This is a genomic window from Clostridium drakei (genome assembly GCF_000633595.2).
Classification (GTDB): Bacteria; Bacillota; Clostridia; order Clostridiales; family Clostridiaceae; genus Clostridium_AM; species Clostridium_AM drakei.
This window is the reverse complement of the sequence record NZ_JIBU02000021.1, coordinates 25,068-43,803: the sequence shown is the minus strand read 5'-3', so window position 1 is coordinate 43,803 and position 18,736 is coordinate 25,068. Positions and strand designations below refer to the sequence as shown.

Here is an 18,736-nt window from a genome sequence, read left to right as displayed (position 1 = left end):
TCTAGATTCTACAATAAAATTAATTTCCAAATTGAAATTTATATTTTGATATGACTTTGAATAAGAACTCTCTATATTAGTTGTTTCAGTAATCTCTGAACAATATCTTTTCCATAAAAAAAATTATAAAAATTTCAGAAAACGTTTTCTTGTTTCTAAAAGCATATTTTATACATCCAGAGTATTAAAAAAAGTATCTACTTCTTCACATTCAATGTTTACAAAAAAGTAAAAACATGGATAAATCCATGTTTCTTGATAAACTTTTTTATTCAGTTTTTAATATATCTTTCAATTTCATATCAACATAATCGTTGGTTTTCTTATCATAAGGCTTTATTTTAAATATCACTTTTATCTTGGTCTTACCTTTTCTCTTCTCTTCTACTGAAGGTTTTATATTGTCCATTATTAAACAATCATCAGTTTCACAAATTTCCTCTGCTTCTCTTTCAGTTACAGGTATTTTTTCTATAACAGCAAAAATATCTTTATCTTCATAATTATCTTCATAATATGCTACCCCTATTCTGGCTTTACTAGAATTAATATCTCTATGCGTATACTTTTTGAAAAGGTTATGTAGAGCTTCAATAGAGTATATCCCCAATTCTTTTGGCACCATTGATCTATCAGGCTTTACTTTAATGATTCCATATGGCTGCTTATATGTAAAAACAGCATTAAGTAGGTCTTCCTTGTATGCTTCGACCCTTTCTTCCACAAACTCATCAAACAATGCCAGTGTACTCAAATCCTTGATTACATCTTCTGATAATCCTATGACTGCATATTCTTCTGATACATCCAAGAATCCTTCTCCCAAACCAAAAGATATATTGCAATGTTTGACTTTCAGACTTTTTACTGTTTTAATTACAATGTCAGAAACCTCTCTCAACAAGGCAAATATTTCAACAAGCTTATACTGGTTTTCTTGCAATTTGTCAATATAATTATTTATACGAATCTGGTCAAATATTTCATTGATAAAGCCATCTCTGGCATCCTTTCTCACTTTACTTAAGCTATCTTTTTCAGACACGCTACTATACCCCGAACTTTTTATACTGTTCATAATCATATTTATAATATCTACTACTGGTTCAACTTTATCTTCACCATTATAATCCATTAAATCATCAAAATTTTTTATTACTTCTCTATTTTCTATTTTAAATTTTACTTTCAGCTTTTCCAGTCCTTTTCCTAGTATACCTATAAATTCTTCCTTTGATTTATTAAATTCATACTGCATAATAATTTCATCAATAACCTGATTGAATTCAATCAAATTTTCAGCAAGTAAGCTATTATACCAGTAGTCAACTGTACATCCTATTATTTCTCGTAAGAAATCCTTTGAAAAATTTTCTTCTGCCTTTATGATAAATGTATATTTCAATTCCTTATAAAGTACATTCAGATCAAAAGCTTTTAAAGGTGTTACAGTAAATTGAATCTCTTTAACTCTACCCTTTTCCTGTCTATAAGTTGCTGTTACATCAAATATACGTTTAACTTTATTTCTAATTGTTTCTTCGTCTTCAATGTCATTGTCTTCTCTATCAGTTTTATTTTTCACCATATCTATGTATTCTTCAGTGTCTTTTCCTTCAAAGATAACTTTGTTTATTATCTTAAATAATTCCTTCCAAAACGCCTCAACATGCTCTTTTACTCCTGCCTCTGGATATTGAAATGTGCCTATTTGGAACAGACTATATTCATAACAGATATTATCTATTGCCTCTTCACCTGTATAACGATCAAATTCACTTCGCTTATGCATAAATATCTACCCCTTTTGCTGTTTTTATTATAGAGTATCATAATCTCAAAGCAAAAAGATAGAATATTTCCAATAAAAGCTTTTTCCATTCATACAAACATATTAAAAAACTTGTAATATCAAGCATAAAATATCTAGACTTAACCTTGTAAAATCTAGCTGTCAAATTTATTATACTATCAAACTTAAATAGCTTCTTTAAAAAACAGATTTAATTTATTCATTAACCAAAATTGGGTTGAATGGAGCATTTACTGCAGCATCAACTGTCATTTTATCATTTATAATCATATTATCTTAAATACAATAGTTGTGTTTTTAAATTATCATGATTTAATTAAACAATACTCCTTAACGCCCTTGAAAGCTAGAATTCGGAGGATTTCTGCAAAGAATGCTTATTTTATATATCTTATAATCCGACTTTTGTTGCATCATGCTTGAATTGCTTGAATTAGTTGAAACTTTGTATATATGTTTTAATATCAAGATATATCTTTGTATAAATATCTTTAGTTATACAATTCCAATTGCCATTATTGCTTGTCTTGTCGATTAACTTCATCTATCCGATTTCATTCTGTTTAATCAATAATATTCTATTTTTAATTCCTTCATTATATATATTCCAGCTCTACAATTATAGCTATTTGTTTTAAATAAAAATACTTTCTTACTGATTATATCTATATAAAATATAAGTGTTTTATAAATTAACAGCCTTCTCCAATATAAATAAAACTTGTTGATTTTCTAAAATTTCTCTGATTATGAAGTCTTGTGATATTAGCCCGTTATCAAACATATTAACTATACTTTATTTTAAAATATAAAACTGATAAACTCAGTCAACTTATAGAATTACAAGTCAATTAAATTTATCAGTATTTTTTAAAGTCTCAATATATAGTTTTTCTAATTTGTTTTACCTAGTGAAGTTTTACATTCAGGATACTGACTTTTATCCCATGAGTGATCCTTTGACATTGTTGCATCATCTATATTGAAATAATCATATCCTATGCCATTATTGACTTCAGTGTCATCCCAAGTAGTATCCACGTGATAATATTTTCCATCTATTTTAACAATATTCCATGCATGATTATCATATTTTGCATTATTCACTTTCCCTACTACCTCTATACAATCCAAACCAGCTAATTTACATAAAAATTCAAACGCTGCTTCATATCCCTGACAAACTGCTCTCCCATTTGCAATAGGCCCATAGGCTGTATAATTTTCATTTGATTCTGTAAGACCTTTGTCATTTTTATCATATTCAGTATTAAGTACAATATAATCATGTATAAATTTTTCTTTCTCATAATCTGTCATTCCAGGTTTAGTTATCTTTGGTAGAATATAATCAAGCTTTTCTTTCATCTTCTTAACCTGATCTTTTTCCGAATAAGTAATTGTTAAAGTGGCTTCTCCATTTGAAACATCAGTAGAACATTCATACAGATAATATTCAGGAAATTCATCCAATATTCTGCATACGTAATTGTCAAAGACAGTTGTATCATTGTTACACTGTGACAGCATGGAAGTTACATCAATATTACTTTGCATATCTGCAATCTGGCTTCTTAAATAATTATAGTTATCTGATCCTTTAGAAAAAGCTTTATCAACACTATCCAGATAAGAAAACTCTTTTTCACCAATTCTTATCCCATCAAATATTAGACAAGGAAAGTCCTTTATTGTAATAGTTGATGAAAACGAAATACCACTGTTATTGCTGATTTTAAGTGAATGGTCGTTAACATTGTATATACCTTTATAGCTCTGTGTACGTTTAACTCCACTTGTGTCTCCTATAGTTTCCTCACTTGCTATTTCATAATTTCCATCACTATTTTTAGTTATATTAGATTTGCAAGTCCTACTAGAATAATCATTTAATTTATTATTAGCACCTGGTGTAAAAAAGGATCCCTGATATGCTATAGTTATTGCTCCACCATAATATGACATATATGAATTTGCATCTTCATAATATTTTTTATTATCTTCTGTTGTGAATACTGCATTTATTTTGGCAGATTGTGATGAACCATCTTTTATAGTACTGCTAGTAGATCTTTTTAATTTTAAACTTGAATTATTGCTATACAACTTTCCTTCTTCGGTAATCAACATTCTTGTATCATTATATTTAATGGTTGAAGAACTATCCATATTGGTTACATCAATCCCAGGAATAAATTTATATACTGATTTATCAAAAGTATTTGAAGTATTGCAACTCGCCATTTTCGCATCTGTACTATTTTTATTACTTGTTGCTGTATCATTACCAGTATCACTTGTTGAAGCTACGCTTGGATTCATAGCCTTCTCTATAAGAGAGTCAGCTACAGCATTGTTATCTCCTATTGCCACTACTTTTGTACTGGATTGCATATGCTCTGCAAGATATTTTGATATGCCAGATGTTAAACTATTGTTTGTTAGCACAACTGGCGATTGTGTTTGAGCTGCCAATTCTGAACCTACCAATGCATCTGCAAAATCATCTCCAGTAGCAAGATATACATTCTCAAATTTTAAACTTGAAGCAAATTGGTTTAATACAGCTAAATTTGTTGCATATCTATCTTCTCCTGACAGCCTTGTAGGATTTGGCACCTGATTTTCTATTGAACTGGACAGTACCCCATTTCCTCCTGCTATGTATGTTTTTGTTGCACCACTATTCTTTATATACGATATTGCTTCATCTGACAAACCATCCTTTGAAGCTATTATTATTGGCATTCCCAGTTGTGATGCAATTGCTGAAATCGATAGGGAGTCTGGAAAATTTTCACCTGATGTTACAACTACTGCTGAAGGCTTATCAAGCTGTTCTGCTGCCAAAACAGATGTATTGTATCTGTCAGTTCCACCTATTCTTTGAATTGAAGTTATACCAATGCCATTTAGTTGAGTTTCTGTGCTTGAAGGTACTGCTCCCTCGCCCCCTATTATGACTGCCTTTTTAGCCTTTAGTTTTGTTATTTCACTTAGTGTTTCATCGCTAAGCCCAGTTGCACTTGCCAGTAAAATAGGTGCATTATATTTCTTTGCAATAGGACCTGCACATAATCCGTCTGGAAAATCTACCCCTGATGCTATAACCACCGTATCTGCCTGTGTCCATCCTTTTTCTGCAATGACATCTGCTGTACCATACTTACTGCTTCCAGTAATTCTAGTTGTTGTAACATTACTATTACTAGATTGTGATTGGGAAGTAGTCAAAGCATCTGCTTTAGCAAAAGTTGTTAAACCTCCTGTCATTACTGAAATAGTCAATACTACACTCAATACTTTTTGTTTTGTTCTTAACATTAAAAGTCCCCCCATTTTCAAATTAATCTTATTAGTATAAATGTTTGGTTTATACCAATTGGATAATTTAAAGCATATATAATACCTGAACTGTTCTTTTATGCTATAATTACCCCTTTTTCAGAAGCATAGCTTCTATAATTTAATTTTAACCGAAATATATATTCTTTTCAAAGTATTTATATAAAAAATACAGCGAATATTCATATGTAAATTCGCTGCATTCGTAATTAACATTATTCTTTAAGATTTGTTATCTCCATATTTATCATCATATTGTTTTTTCATGCCCTTGTCTTCATTTACAATAACCTCTCCAGATCCTGTGGAAGCTGCCAATCCATCTGACCTTACTTCAAAACTTTTTACATTATCCAATCGTTTTTCTGGTGTAAATATTTTACGTTCCACTGATTTTTCAAAATCCGGTTTGCTTGATACCTTCTTGTCAAATCCCCATACATATAATTCCCCATTGTTTGTTAATGCTGCACTAAGATAATAGCTTGTACGTGCATCGTCTCCTATGTAAAAACTTTTGACATTATCCATAATATAATATGGTTGTTTCACTTCATTTGCATAATCAGTATTTGAACTGCTTCCATTACCAATCTGGCCCAACCTATTTTGACCCCAACCATATAATTTGCTGTTATTTGTCAGTGCAAGAATATCATAAATTCCTTTATCAACTTTAAATTCGCTTACATTATCCATTATCTTAATAAGATTATTTCCAATTCCACCAGCCATGCAGTTTCCCATTACATATAAGTCTCCCTTATTGGTCAATACAGCTTGGTTATCGCTTAGTGAATATTGCTTTATACCTCCTGTATTACTAAATAATAGATTGCAAACCAGTTTGTCATTTCCACTTGATTCTTTATTTGTAGTATAACTATACAAGTCATTATTTTTATTTAATGCATATACTACTTTACCATCCCTGTCTTTTAAATATTGAACAAATCCATATTTTGTATCATCAAAAGACTTTGTATTACTATTTGGCAACTCAGCATGTTGGGTATAACCACAACCAGACAATGCAATAACTTGAAGAATTAAAAATATTATAAAAATTACAATTTTTTTCATAAGTTACTCCTCTTTTCTATATAAAACATAAAAATTTTAAATACTTATCATTCAATAATGATGCATATATTCTATTTCTTTTTGTTTCCTTTGGTTTTATAATATATTCCATACCCTACCACTAGTATGGATATTCCTGCAATTATCAGATAAGCAACCCTTCCAGATGACTTACTACCTACATTATTATTTGTAGCAGATGATGCACTTTTAGTTACCTTAGTTTCAGAATTGTATTGTTTCTTATACGATTGAAGTTGCTCTGGTGTCAGCATATCACCATCATTACTGTATTTTAGAAGCTGAAATGTTTTATTTCCATTAACTGTAACTTCTTTCACAATTGCATACCCTGATTTGTAGAATTGTTTATGGGAATATGAATAAAATATTTTCAAGTTTAGGCAATATACATTTTCTGCTATTTGATACAAGTTTGCTATTTGATTGTCAACTTTTCCTGATTCTTCACCTTCATCGTCATTACCTATATATAAATAATAATTTCCATCATGAACATTTTTATTATTTACATCTATCTTTGCTCCAAACAGTTTTTCAGAATTTGCATTCAACTTGTCAAGTGGTATTACCCAACATCCCTTTCCTGTATCGCTGTTAGTCTCCGTTTTTACTCCAGTTATCTCTTTCTTCATACTGCCATACCTGAACAAGTAGAATACTATTTGGTCATCAATGTTTCCTTTAGTAAAATTGTCTGTATCAAAGCTATTGACATGCCAACCATAACTTGGTACAAAGTTATTCATAAATTCTTTAAGTGTATCTTTATCTTCATCTGTTTTTGCACTATAAATGTCTTTTAACCCTAAGGATTCCATTGCCATTCCATTTAAGTTGCTTAAAAAATCCCCAAGTTGTTTGTTTCCTTGGGATACATCCACTCCTATATCAACAGTACCAGCCCCACCAAGAGCAAGTGATATTAAATCTATTTTGGTTCCGCCTGAATATTTATTTAAATCATTTTCATATTCTGACTTTGTCATTTCTTTTGTTTCGTTATCTTTTTCAACTGTATAAATTATTGAACCATCTTTTCCATTTAATTGAGTTGAATCTTTACCTTCAGAAAGCTTTGGTTTGGAGTTTAAACTTTCTATTTCAACCCACTGCTTGTTTTTAACTGTATAAAATTCATCTCTTGTTGTAATTTGATCTATAGAAGAACCTCTACCCCATGACTTTTCATACATATGTAGATATGTCTTATTGTCAACTGTTGACAAACTTACAATTTTATTTTCCCTAAGTGGATATAAAGTAGTATCCTTAGCAGATTGAATTTTATATGCCTTACCATCAAATCCCCAAACTTCATACACATAACTACCATTACTCAAATAAAGACAAAACAATTCCTTGTTTCCATTACCATCAAAATCTATTAAATTTGCATAAGCAAGTCCTGATGCATTCTTTGAATTATTTTCACCTGATGTGTATATACCAATTCCTTTACTACCTTTATCATCACCATTAACAATAGTATTTGCAACATTATAATACTCCTTCATCATTTCATATGATTTATTATCCTCTGCTCTCACTTCCATTCTTCCTACTGATAATATCATTGATAGAAACAATACAATTGTTAAAATGCCTGTACACTTCTTCAAAATCTTCTCCCCCTAAAACAATTTTATTATTGATAGCCTGTTTGTTATATCCTTTGTTTTAATATATCACCCCCAACTAAAACGTAACTTCCATACACTTATTTATTTTCATAAAAATAACTCTTATTTCAGAATTATCATTTCTTAATTCACAATTATACAGAAGCATACCTTCTTAGTAAAGTATTTACAGAAATAATACTTCTAAATAAGCATGTCTATAGAAATATTTTTGTACAATCAATTTTAGGTGGTGATGTAAATGTCTTTTGGAGAGAGGTTAAAAGAACTCAGACAAGAAAAAAAGATAACTCAAGCTAACATTGGGGAACTTCTTGGCGTAACCGAAAGGATGATTAGCTATTATGAAAGTGGCAAACATTTTTTAAGAGATGCTGAATCACTTATAAAACTGGCTGACTTTTTAGATGTAAGTGTAGATTATCTTGTTGGTTCTTCAAAGATAAAAAACTACAATGACTCTCTGCAGTCTTTTAAATTATATATGTCTTTGCCTGAGAAAGGAAAACAGGAAGTTGATGAATATATTCGCTTCTTAAAACATAAATATAAACTCCGATAAATTCACTTGTAAAATTTGACTTAAAGTTTTAGTAAATATAAAATAATAATAGCTTAAAAGTTATCTGCATAAAATTTAAAGGGAATATATCCTCCAAGATTATACTCTCCTAAAAACTTTTATTAGTGTATTGCTTTAACGTATAAGCTAATAACCAATAACTTTTATACATGCTAATTTTTTAGTAACATAAAAACAAAATGGGTGCCTTAACCAAGACACCTATTTTGACTTCAACTTCATTAATTGTTCCAAATTTTCTAAAATATCTTTTAGATATATGTTTAAAGCTTCTCTTACAACAGCACTTTTATCTACACCTATCAGAGCCGCTTTTAATCCTACTGCCTTATACAATGCCTCCGATAAATAGTATGATTTGGCTTTAAACACCTCTTTTTCTTTAACTTCTGCATCATTATTATTTATTAGTGCTCCAACTACACTGTTATTTCTTCTATTTTCTTCTCTGTCCTGCAAGTTCATCCCCTACCCCCTAATTAAGATTTCATTTGCTATTTTTACATATTCAACTGAAATGTCCGCCTTTGGATTTCTTAGAACAACTGGAATACCCTCATATATTCCTTTTACAGCTTCTACAGTCTTTTTAATTACTCCTATCACTGAATATTTCTTATGCAATAAATTAAGGATATTGTTATGATCTTTCACGTTCTTTTCGTATAAAGTTGCAACAACTCCAAGTATTTCAACATTTTCATTAACAAGTCTCTTTAAATCCGATATAGTATTTTCAAGCTGTTCCAGACCCCTATATGACAAATAGTCAGTTTTACAAGGTATTACTACATAATCACACGCAGCCAATGCATTAACTGTAAGAATTGATAATTGTGGCGGGCAATCTATAAATATATAGTCATAACTATGTTTTATGGAATCCAATGCTCTTGCCAATATCTTCTCTCTTGCGGTTCTAGTTTGCATGCCCATCTCTAATGCAGCCAAATCTATAATTGAAGGGATGATTGATAAATTGGAAATATTGTTGAATTTATAAATGCAGTTAGTTACAGATTCTGAACTTTTCTTTAAAATATCGCATACAGTATGCTCTAAATTCAAAGGTTCAAGACCAGCTGATATTGTCAGGCTTGCTTGGGGATCAAAATCAATCATTAAAACCTGCTTTCCCATTGTCGCCAAAGCAACAGATATGTTGAATGTTGAAGTCGTTTTGCAAATTCCCCCCTTCTGATTTGCTATTGCTATAGTTTTACACATTTGATAACACCTCGCTTTTATAATTTTTAAGTTATGTAATACTATAGCGTTATATATGAGTAATGTCAGCGTATTTCTAATAGCTAATAAATCATTATTTCAAAATAAAAATATACCCCTATTATAGAATCCATCTATAATAAAGGTATAATTTATGGCTTCAGAAAAACATAATCTATAAATATGTTTACCATTGAAATATCTCTTCAATATTGCTTGAAATGTTTGAATTTCTTTGAAATCATCATAAACATGGCTTTAATTTACGCTCTACAATTAGCACACTTTAAAACCATTCTCCTACATCACTATATTCTTCACCTGGTACATAAGGTATATTTTTTAGTGCAGCCATATATTCATCATAAGAAATATCCTCAAGGAATGAAACAAGTTGCATCTTAAAATCATAAAACTCAGGTTCTTTCGTACGATGTATAACATCATACACTAAACTTATTGGATCATTATATCCTAAAACTACTTTTTTGCTTCTAACTGCAGCTATTATTACTTCTTTACTATTAATAAAATCTGTAATATCCATGTAATCTGCTACATCTATTATATATAATTTTGGTTCTTCTATTTTCTTATCAAAATTCGCAAGTATATTTGCAACATCTAAAGATTGCACAGGCTTAACATAAAGTCTATTTTTCCTTGCATGCTCAATATTAATTTTATCGGTGTGCTCTTTTAAAACTATCTTAATCTCTTCCTCAGTTGATTCGGCATCAGCAGCTACAAAATTTATATGATACGTTTTTCCTCCCTCATTTACTCTCTTGCTGTTATAAACTGCAAATATTCTTACATTCATAAAACTCTCATCTCCTTATTTATTGATACATATATAAATCCACTCTTCCAAATTATCTTAAATAAAACTTTTCTGTACTTGCTTTAATTTATTTTGTAGAATAATATGTATTAGACTCGATATGAGAGATTTCTTATTGGTTGGGTTGATTGGGTAGATTGCCTAGATTATGTTACTTTTAAAATCTTTATATAATTTAAAAAGTCTATTTATCGTAGAGTTGCGATAAATAGACTTGGCTTTTGTATTATGACATAAAAACACCTTAAAATTCAATGAATGATATGGTATTATTTTTTAATCTATTATAATTTTTTTATACGCTTCTTTTTCTGGAATAACAAGTTTGTCTCCATTATTGATAAATTGAACCTTCTCAAAGCCAATAAAATCGACTATTTCTTCAAGTACATTGCAAAGAATCAAATGAGAATTCTTTAGTTCTTCTACCACTTCATCTAAGTCAAGTTGAAGTGGTTCAAAATAAGTATCGCTGATTGACTCACCATCTGGATTTTTTACCATAATGCTAAATGGATCATCTGCTGTAATTCCTTTAAAGCTTATTCCACCCTTATGTTTAATGTAATTAGCCCATTGATTTACATTATTATTTCCAGTATGTGCTTTACTTATAATTTTCCATAGAAATTTAAAGTTAGGAATGTTTTTATTCTTTCCATAATATTTGCTAAGAAAAATATAGTCGCAAAGTTTAAGAGTTTTATGATAATCAAGATCCTCACTATATTGCGGATGCTTCTTATATATACCAAATGCTATAAAGACAATCTGCATTATTGAATCAAAAACGTTATTATACCACATTATTGAATTGTTAACTTCTATACTTCTAAAATAATAAATTCCAGTATATCCTGATATCCAACTAGTATTTACATTATAATCTATAATGCATTGTGCCTTAATTAAAGCAAACCTTGCAAGCATAAGTTGTTTTTCAGCAGATTCTACAAGCTTTCCAGCCGCATAATAGTCTCTATCTATGCAAAAAATTTGTGTTTTTTCAATTGGATATATTTTAGAATTGTATAGTGACAATAATGGTAAGGAATCGCAAAACATATTGATTTCAAAACATAATTCCTTATAAGTAAATACTTTTCCTTTATATTGAAATTGGCAGTTTTCGGATAATTTGTCCAGTTTAAATCTATCTTCTTCATCTTGAAAGTTTTTAGCAAAATCATCTAAAGCGTATTTTTTTCCGTTATAAATTATTTTAAGATACTCATCTGATTCAGGCTTACTTGTCACTGTAATTTTAATATCCATATGTATACCTCCATATTATTAATATTTAATTAATTTATAACTTATATAATTTTTGAAATACTATGTAAAAATACCATAAAATTTATTTGAATAATATAATACTTTAAAATTCTATTTTTCATTTAAATTATACATATATTCTAATTCCTTTTTTATATTTTCAACTCTATTCAATAAATAATTATCATCAATATTAATCCAACTTAATGAAAAATCAAATCCATCTATTCTAGATAAATATTTAATCTGATCTTTTGTTATTGAATATTCTGCTACTGGATTTTGAAAAAAAACAATTCCATCATCGAATGCTAAAATTACTCCTGACCACTTACACTTGTCTTCATAAAAATACCCTTTGAAAGATTGATTTATAAAGTCATGTTTAGTGATATACTTCAAGCTCGTTCTATCTTTAATTATTTTAGTTCCTTCATTTCCATAGAATGCGTGCCAAATTCCATTAGTACCTATAAATATTTCTCCTTTACAATTGTTAACAATAAACGGTTTGGCAGCCGATTTAGAATAGTTCCATATAGGTGCAATTAAATCAATCCATAATATATTTATTGCATTAGGGCAAACCTGTCCAGCATGACTTTTCTTGGATAAAATCCTACTTTTAATTATCTTAGCCCTATTACATTCATCTTCTTCCCCATATACAGGATTATATGCTATAGTCTCAACAGTTATTTTTTTATTGTCTTCAGTTCTATATTCATTAAAAAATTTACTGATTTCTTTCGATACTGAATCTTTTATTCTTGGTGTAAAAACTTCAAAATAAATCTTTTCACTATTTTTTGTTTCTAACCTAAAATCAGGAGATTTATCATTTTCTTTGCCTGGTATTTTTTCATTATCTAGTATAGGAATAATTTTTTCCATTGTTGTTAGTAAATAATACAGTGCTCTGTATTCACTTAATACACTAATAGCTTTATTATAATTATTTTCTGCTTCTCTCCATTTTCTTTTGAACCAAGTTTTAAATCTATCTTCTCTATCTATATTATAAATTGCTTTTGCTGTTATTAATGCGTATTGATACACACCTGTCGCTAAATCCGGGTGCTCAAGAGCATATAAAATCTCCTCAATAGGATGCTGTCTGCTCTTTAAATTTGATTCTAATCTTAAATTATTAAATTTGAAAGATATATGCCTTTTTATTGAATCCAAATAACATTTTTCCAATTTACTCAATCCTTTTACATATAATTTAAACTAATGAATATAATCTCTTCTAAGTAGTATTATATTACTGTTTTAACTTAACTAAAAGATATTGTATCATATTCACATTATAGCTACTGTTGCTTTTTTAAACGAGTGTAGAATAAGTTCTCTTTCTAATGCCATATTATTCAATTTTTCAAAATGCTGTTTCTACTCAAACTTATTATTAAAAATTTTCTTTTTTTAACATTATTATCTTTTGCTTGTGTTTAATAATTTTTTTCTACAAAAATTATTAAATGTGTAAAATAAAATTTACTATTCCGTGCTAATAGTAACTGAAAAATATATCTTCTTCACGAGTTATTAGAAACTACTATATAAAATTGAACTATCTATTAATAAAAGCTTTTTCTTAAAATTATTTTTGCTTGTTGCTATTTTATAATATTATTTTCTTGTATATATTACTTACAAAACTATTCTGTATTATTATTTTATATTATATTGATGTTTTTCTCTTAAAATCTCTGATTTAGCTGAATTAGAGTCTATAAATGTACAGCTACTTGCAATTAAGTCAGAATTTTTTATTACTATATAGGTAAAGATTTAAAAGTTCTTAACTTTGAACTGCTTGAATAGCTTGAATTTGAAATTTCATTAATAATATCAAATTTTTAATTACAAACAAAATAAACAGAATTAGGAATAACTGCCTTTACATCTGTTTATTGTATTGCTCTTTTATTAAATTTTGTTTAGCTCTACCCCTATTTTGATATACTATTGTATAATTTTATCATCTAAGTTATTTACTTGAATAATTTTCATTATTTATTCCTTGTGTAGTTACCATAGTGTCTATCTTGCTACAAATTTCTTACACGAAATAACTTGTTCCCATTTTACTTCCCATAATGTAGCCTGTATAGATTGATTTTCTTTTCTACCGGACCAACTTTCGTCTACAATATCACGCTCTAAATCAAATATTCTTTCCCAACTATCATAAAGTTTTGCTCTATAATGATTTAATAGATTTGAACTCTTATCTAAATTATATAAATCTTCATGACAAACTCCATATCTTTCAAGTTCATTATAAAATTTATCATATTCTTCTTCTGTATCGGTTAAATACCCATAATTTAGCACACCATTAAAATCATCAAAATCAGAAAGCAAAACGCTTTTATCATTTACTTCTAGTTCTAGAAGTACCCCATTTGTTCCTTTAGGTAAGTGTGCTGAATATCTTAGATCAGGCCTTTTCTGCTTAACACCATTCCATTGGCACCATGCCCATATAGGGTATTTAATTTTTTCTGAAGTTGGTAGACCAATTCTCTTCTTCATTTGCTCTACCATCCATTTATACTGAAAAATGATATCATCCCAAACATAGTTTTCATCAGCATTAAAACTTTTTGTTTCTTTAAATTTTTCATATAAATTAAAATTTTGTATTGTCCACAGTTTCATAAATGTCTCCCAATAAAAACAACAGGATTGCTGCTATCTTAAATATATATAACTTGTGCTTTAAACCCTTCATTATGCAAGTCTTTGATTAATAGTTCTAATACACCTATATCTCCATGACCAACATTATTTACTACTACCACACATTTTTTATCTTCTCTCTTTAAATTTTCAAAGTAACCAAAAAGCTCCATTATTTTTATTTCTTTCATTTACAGCTTTTATAAGCTCTTTAACATACCCAAATTTATAATCAATATCTCTAGAATTAAATAGAATATTATCTTTACAATCACCATCAATCCAACATACTGTTGGTACAAAAACAAGTCCATAAGTATATATCTGACTCTCATCTGATTTAAAAACTACCGTAAAGTTCAACTAGATCAACTCCTTTAGCCGTACTATCATAAAATTCCTATATTTTTCATTTAATAGTGTTTTTACATGAACATATTTCTTCCTAATTTACCTATAATTTATAATTTTAATTTTTCTCAATATCGCATACACATTTACCAAAATATGACTTTGCAATATCTCTTTTTTAAAAGTATATAAACTTGTCATTACTAGTAGCAATAAGCCTTTTATTAAATTGAATTAACTAATAAAGAAAATAAAATTATTATTCAGGTATTGGATAAATAAATCCTCTTTTTCTCCAACGTCTTCCATCAACGAGCTCTTCAAAATTATTATTTTTCATATTTAAGTTGTCAGCATGGTCAGTTACAATTATTTGTGGGTCAATACCTGATTTTTTGTAGGTTTCTATGCAATGTTCTTCCAATACATTAAAAAGATTTGTCACTGAATGTAAGTCCTCATCTGCTTCAGTATTACTCTTATTAAGATCATTTGATAAATCTTTATAGTCAAATGATTCCGAGTAATCAATAGCACTTGGAAAATAAACCTGACTTGGTTGATCTAGAAACAATATTGGCGGTATCATACATTTAGAATTAATAGAAAAATAATTTTGCAAGGCTAGAAACAAACATATATGGCTATATAACCAGTTTGCACCGCTCCCCATTGACCTTAGAAATATTTTTTTATTCTCCTTTTCATGCCATAAATCAAAAGTATCCAAACTAAACTTTAAATCGATAGGCTTGTACGCAGTCTCAAAATCTAATTTTTTACCAATGCTATTCATATATTTATTAATTTTTCGTTCAGCCTTACTAATTTCACTCTCAACATTATATTTATTTTTAAGTTCATTCTCTATAGTTGTTATTTCAGATTTGATTTTCTCTTTTCTATTCTCAATATTGTTTTCCCTACTACTTAATACTTCTTCAATCATACTCTCAATTTTCAGCAAAAGTTTTTGTGCTTGTTTTTCTAATGATTCTTTTTTTCTTAACTTATTAATTACACATTCAATCTCATATATCTCTTTAGATATAGAATCAATATATTCATCTTTCTCTTTAATTTCTTTCATTATTATATCTTTATCTTTAACAAATGAGTCTAAAAGATATGGAGTTTTCTCTAACTCCACATTTAACCAATCGAAAGCATCTGCTAAACCATTAATTGTTTGCTGTAAATCTTTATTTTTAGACTTACAAAATGGACAAATACTTTCTGAATGCTGCTCAAAATTAAATTTAGAAAGTGAGTTCATATCCTTTTTGTATTTCTCAATTGACTCAATCGATGTGTCAATTTTATATTCTTTATTTTCTAACTCTCTTTTTTCTATAACAAGTTCATTTCTCTTTTGTTTCAGTTCATTTAATGTATTTGAATAAGTTGTGTCATTGTAATCAATATCAACATTAAAGTCATATAACAAATCTAAATATTTTTGAGGATTTATAAATATTGCCTCAATGCTTTCTCCAAATAAGCTTTTGCCGGTTATTACTTTATATTTGTTAATATTCTTTTTCAATTTATCCTTCAATATTGTTTCATAATTTAACAATCGTTCTTCTTGCCTCTCAAGTGATTTTAAAGAACGTATGTGATCGTTCAAATTCTGCATAAGTATGAAATAGTTTTGATCTACCATTCCCATGAAAATTTTAAATTGTTCAATTGTTTGATCTCTTTTCTCTTTTTCATCAAATCTGTAAAAAATAGAGTGCTTATTAGCAACTAAGTTTTGATGTTGCAATATAAATGACATAAAATTTCTAACAGATGGTCTTGGACTTTTTTGCCCTTTATTCTCACGTATTTGTAAATCAACATCTGTATCATCAATATCTATACCAAAATAGTGACCTAGCTCCAATTTAAAGTCTTTTTCCTTAATAAAATAATTTTCATTAAAATATTGACTATCAATTTTCTCCATATCTATTTCATTTGTTGTTCTTATATAAACTTTTTTATCTTCTCTATAAGGTTTCCTGGCTACTATTAAATTAGTTCCATTCATCTCTAATACTGTAAAATATAACTTTGATACGTTAGTTATAATACCTTCTGGTACTGTAAAGTCTGAACTTCCTAAACAATAGTCAAATATTTCAATTATTGCGCTTTTACCTGTTGATGACTTTCCTGTAATTATATTTAAGCCTCTGTTGAAACTGACATAGTGTACCTTATCTTTATAATCAATCACACCAATATATTTAACAAAAGTATTCATATTTTCTTCACTCCAAGTATCCTATATATTGAAACAATATCTATGGATTTAATAATCATAGCAAACTTTTCTATGGCCCTATTCATTTCATTACTAATAAAAAAATTATTTTGCAGTATCTTATCAGTCTTAACAAGACTTCTGTTATCTCTCAATTCCAAATATCCATTTGATATAGCTAATTGTATGCACTTATTGGTAATATCTTTATATTCCTCAATCATTAACTCCAAACCAATAATACTGTTTGTATCTTTCACTAGAGAAAATAAATCACTATTTTTATTTAAATTTTTGAGTTTCTTTCTGCTATCTTCATTTAAAGTTAAAGGTAGTATAAGATATGCCAATAATATGTCGTTATCTCTGTTTTCACAATGAAAATAGAATTTTATAATTAATTCCATTAACTTAAATGGATTGTTTATAATCGAATATATGCTATCTATTGCTCTAGCCATTGTTAACACCTAACTTCCACTTAACATCTTCTTTAGTATCATTTGCATTTATATGGAGTATTCCATTTCTAAATGTTTTTGGAGTATCTATATAATTCATAAATTGTGGGGCACTTTCAGTCATAATGTCATCATAAAAATTTTGCGATTCTTTTATGAAGTTACCACTCGAAACATTTCTACATGCTTTTCGATATAAACGCTTATAATCTTTTTTTATTTCATCCTCATATTCATCATATTTTTTTTTACAGACTTGACGCCTTAAGAATTCATTAATAACTAATGAATGTATCTCTGCATATTCTTTAATAGCTGTTTTTATTTCCTCATGATAATTAATTTCTTTAATCTTTTTTACAAATAAATGCTCCTTATATTTATCATATTGCAGAATTTCACTACATGTATTTCTTGGAAATAGGTTTGTACCATTAACAAATACTCCAGCTAACTCTTGACATTCAGTATCGAAGGCAGAACACATAATCTCCCATTTATCTTTACCTTTTTCTTTTGGAGATATAACGTATCCTAACAAAGCTTTAATATATTTATCTTGATTATTTTTAGGAATAAATCGTGCATATTTCATACATAATTGATTAAATAGTTCCACATCATCAGGAGTCGAATCAACTATAATAAACTTGCTAAGGACAGTTTCCAGTCTTTTTCTATTCTCTAATTCTAGAACATTTTTCATTAATTCCTCTTTGGACTTATCCCTCTTTTTTTGTTTTAAGTATTTTTTATAAATTTCCTCTAATATTTTTAACTTTTGATTCGAGTCTTTTAAATTCCAATCTTTTAGAGTAGACCTTGGTCCGATACTTTGTGTAGTTAGCAACATTAATACTTCAATATCGTTTATAATAAATTTTGAATCTAACCAATTATAAAGAGTATTCCATAGGTTTTCATGTGAATCTGTTAAATTCTCTTGATATTTTTTCACTTCAATTTGAGATACAGATTCTATAGTTACGTCACCAAATCTCTCAATAAATAACTTTTTATTTATTGGTAGCTCAAACGCATATTTTAATGCAACATAAAATTGATAAACTGTTCCATCTGTTGATGATGAAGCATCATTTCTTAGCTTTGTGTCAGCCATTATTTTCCTCCATAAAATTTTTATT

Annotated in this window: 16 protein-coding genes; 1 reads left to right on the top strand and 15 read right to left on the bottom strand. The window is 28.4% G+C overall.

The genetic code is table 11. The annotated features are described in order from the left end of the window. Window positions 1-268: 268 nt before the first annotated feature. The 4 genes from EG57_RS0211335 to EG57_RS0211320 all read right to left on the bottom strand — a co-directional run bounded on the left by EG57_RS0211335 (window position 269) and on the right by EG57_RS0211320 (window position 7,884). A complete protein-coding gene (locus EG57_RS0211335) occupies window positions 269-1,792 on the bottom strand; it encodes a hypothetical protein (protein WP_032077325.1) in 1,524 nt (507 codons plus the stop codon). A gap of 915 nt (window positions 1,793-2,707) precedes the next feature. Continuing rightward, complete coding sequence (locus tag EG57_RS25430) at window positions 2,708-5,137, bottom strand: cell wall-binding repeat-containing protein (protein WP_052037868.1); 2,430 nt, start codon at window positions 5,135-5,137, stop codon at window positions 2,708-2,710. Window positions 5,138-5,380: 243 nt separating this feature from the next. Next, a complete protein-coding gene (locus EG57_RS0211325) occupies window positions 5,381-6,241 on the bottom strand; it encodes an RCC1 domain-containing protein (RefSeq protein ID WP_032077324.1) in 861 nt (286 codons plus the stop codon). 71 nt (window positions 6,242-6,312) lie between these two features. Beyond that, the gene (locus tag EG57_RS0211320) at window positions 6,313-7,884 is read right to left on the bottom strand and encodes a hypothetical protein (protein ID WP_032077323.1); all 1,572 of its coding nucleotides are present in this window, start codon (window positions 7,882-7,884) and stop codon (window positions 6,313-6,315) included. A 262-nt stretch (window positions 7,885-8,146) separates the two neighbouring features. Here EG57_RS0211320 and EG57_RS0211315 point away from each other — a divergent pair, with 262 nt between their 5' ends. Beyond that, entirely contained in the window at window positions 8,147-8,467 is a 321-nt protein-coding gene (locus EG57_RS0211315; protein WP_032077322.1) for a helix-turn-helix domain-containing protein, read from the top strand. Between the two features lie 222 nt (window positions 8,468-8,689). On the opposite strand, the gene EG57_RS0211310 is transcribed toward EG57_RS0211315, so the two are convergent. From EG57_RS0211310 to EG57_RS0211265, 11 genes are all read right to left on the bottom strand, one after another. After that, window positions 8,690-8,953 carry a hypothetical protein gene (locus EG57_RS0211310; protein WP_032077321.1) on the bottom strand — a complete coding sequence of 88 codons (264 nt, stop codon included), beginning with the start codon at window positions 8,951-8,953 and terminating at the stop codon, window positions 8,690-8,692. 3 nt (window positions 8,954-8,956) lie between these two features. Then, window positions 8,957-9,715, bottom strand: coding sequence for a ParA family protein (locus EG57_RS0211305; protein WP_032077320.1), 759 nt, complete (start codon window positions 9,713-9,715; stop codon window positions 8,957-8,959). 286 nt (window positions 9,716-10,001) lie between these two features. Further along, window positions 10,002-10,538 carry a hypothetical protein gene (locus EG57_RS0211300; protein ID WP_032077319.1) on the bottom strand — a complete coding sequence of 179 codons (537 nt, stop codon included), beginning with the start codon at window positions 10,536-10,538 and terminating at the stop codon, window positions 10,002-10,004. 297 nt (window positions 10,539-10,835) lie between these two features. Then, window positions 10,836-11,834, bottom strand: a complete 999-nt coding sequence (locus EG57_RS0211295) for a hypothetical protein (RefSeq protein WP_032077318.1) — start codon at window positions 11,832-11,834, stop codon at window positions 10,836-10,838. Between the two features lie 111 nt (window positions 11,835-11,945). Beyond that, a complete protein-coding gene (locus EG57_RS0211290; RefSeq protein WP_152563677.1) occupies window positions 11,946-13,022 on the bottom strand; it encodes a hypothetical protein in 1,077 nt (358 codons plus the stop codon). Between the two features lie 861 nt (window positions 13,023-13,883). Then, window positions 13,884-14,504 carry a DUF3841 domain-containing protein gene (locus EG57_RS0211285; RefSeq protein ID WP_032077316.1) on the bottom strand — a complete coding sequence of 207 codons (621 nt, stop codon included), beginning with the start codon at window positions 14,502-14,504 and terminating at the stop codon, window positions 13,884-13,886. A gap of 38 nt (window positions 14,505-14,542) precedes the next feature. Then, the gene (locus tag EG57_RS26530; protein ID WP_161782709.1) at window positions 14,543-14,698 is read right to left on the bottom strand and encodes a hypothetical protein; all 156 of its coding nucleotides are present in this window, start codon (window positions 14,696-14,698) and stop codon (window positions 14,543-14,545) included. After that, window positions 14,676-14,888 (bottom strand): hypothetical protein, encoded by a 213-nt coding sequence (locus tag EG57_RS0211280; protein WP_032077315.1) that lies wholly within the window; start codon window positions 14,886-14,888, stop codon window positions 14,676-14,678. Before EG57_RS0211280 ends, EG57_RS26530 begins: the two co-directional genes overlap by 23 nt. A 247-nt stretch (window positions 14,889-15,135) precedes the next feature. Next, window positions 15,136-17,130, bottom strand: a complete 1,995-nt coding sequence (locus EG57_RS0211275; protein ID WP_032077314.1) for a DUF3732 domain-containing protein — start codon at window positions 17,128-17,130, stop codon at window positions 15,136-15,138. After that, window positions 17,127-17,591: a three component ABC system middle component gene (locus EG57_RS0211270; protein ID WP_032077313.1), complete on the bottom strand. Its 465-nt coding sequence runs from the start codon at window positions 17,589-17,591 to the stop codon at window positions 17,127-17,129. The genes EG57_RS0211275 and EG57_RS0211270 overlap by 4 nt, the downstream gene beginning before the upstream one ends. Next, the gene (locus EG57_RS0211265; protein WP_032077312.1) at window positions 17,584-18,711 is read right to left on the bottom strand and encodes a hypothetical protein; all 1,128 of its coding nucleotides are present in this window, start codon (window positions 18,709-18,711) and stop codon (window positions 17,584-17,586) included. Before EG57_RS0211265 ends, EG57_RS0211270 begins: the two co-directional genes overlap by 8 nt. Between the last annotated feature and the right edge of the window lie 25 nt (window positions 18,712-18,736).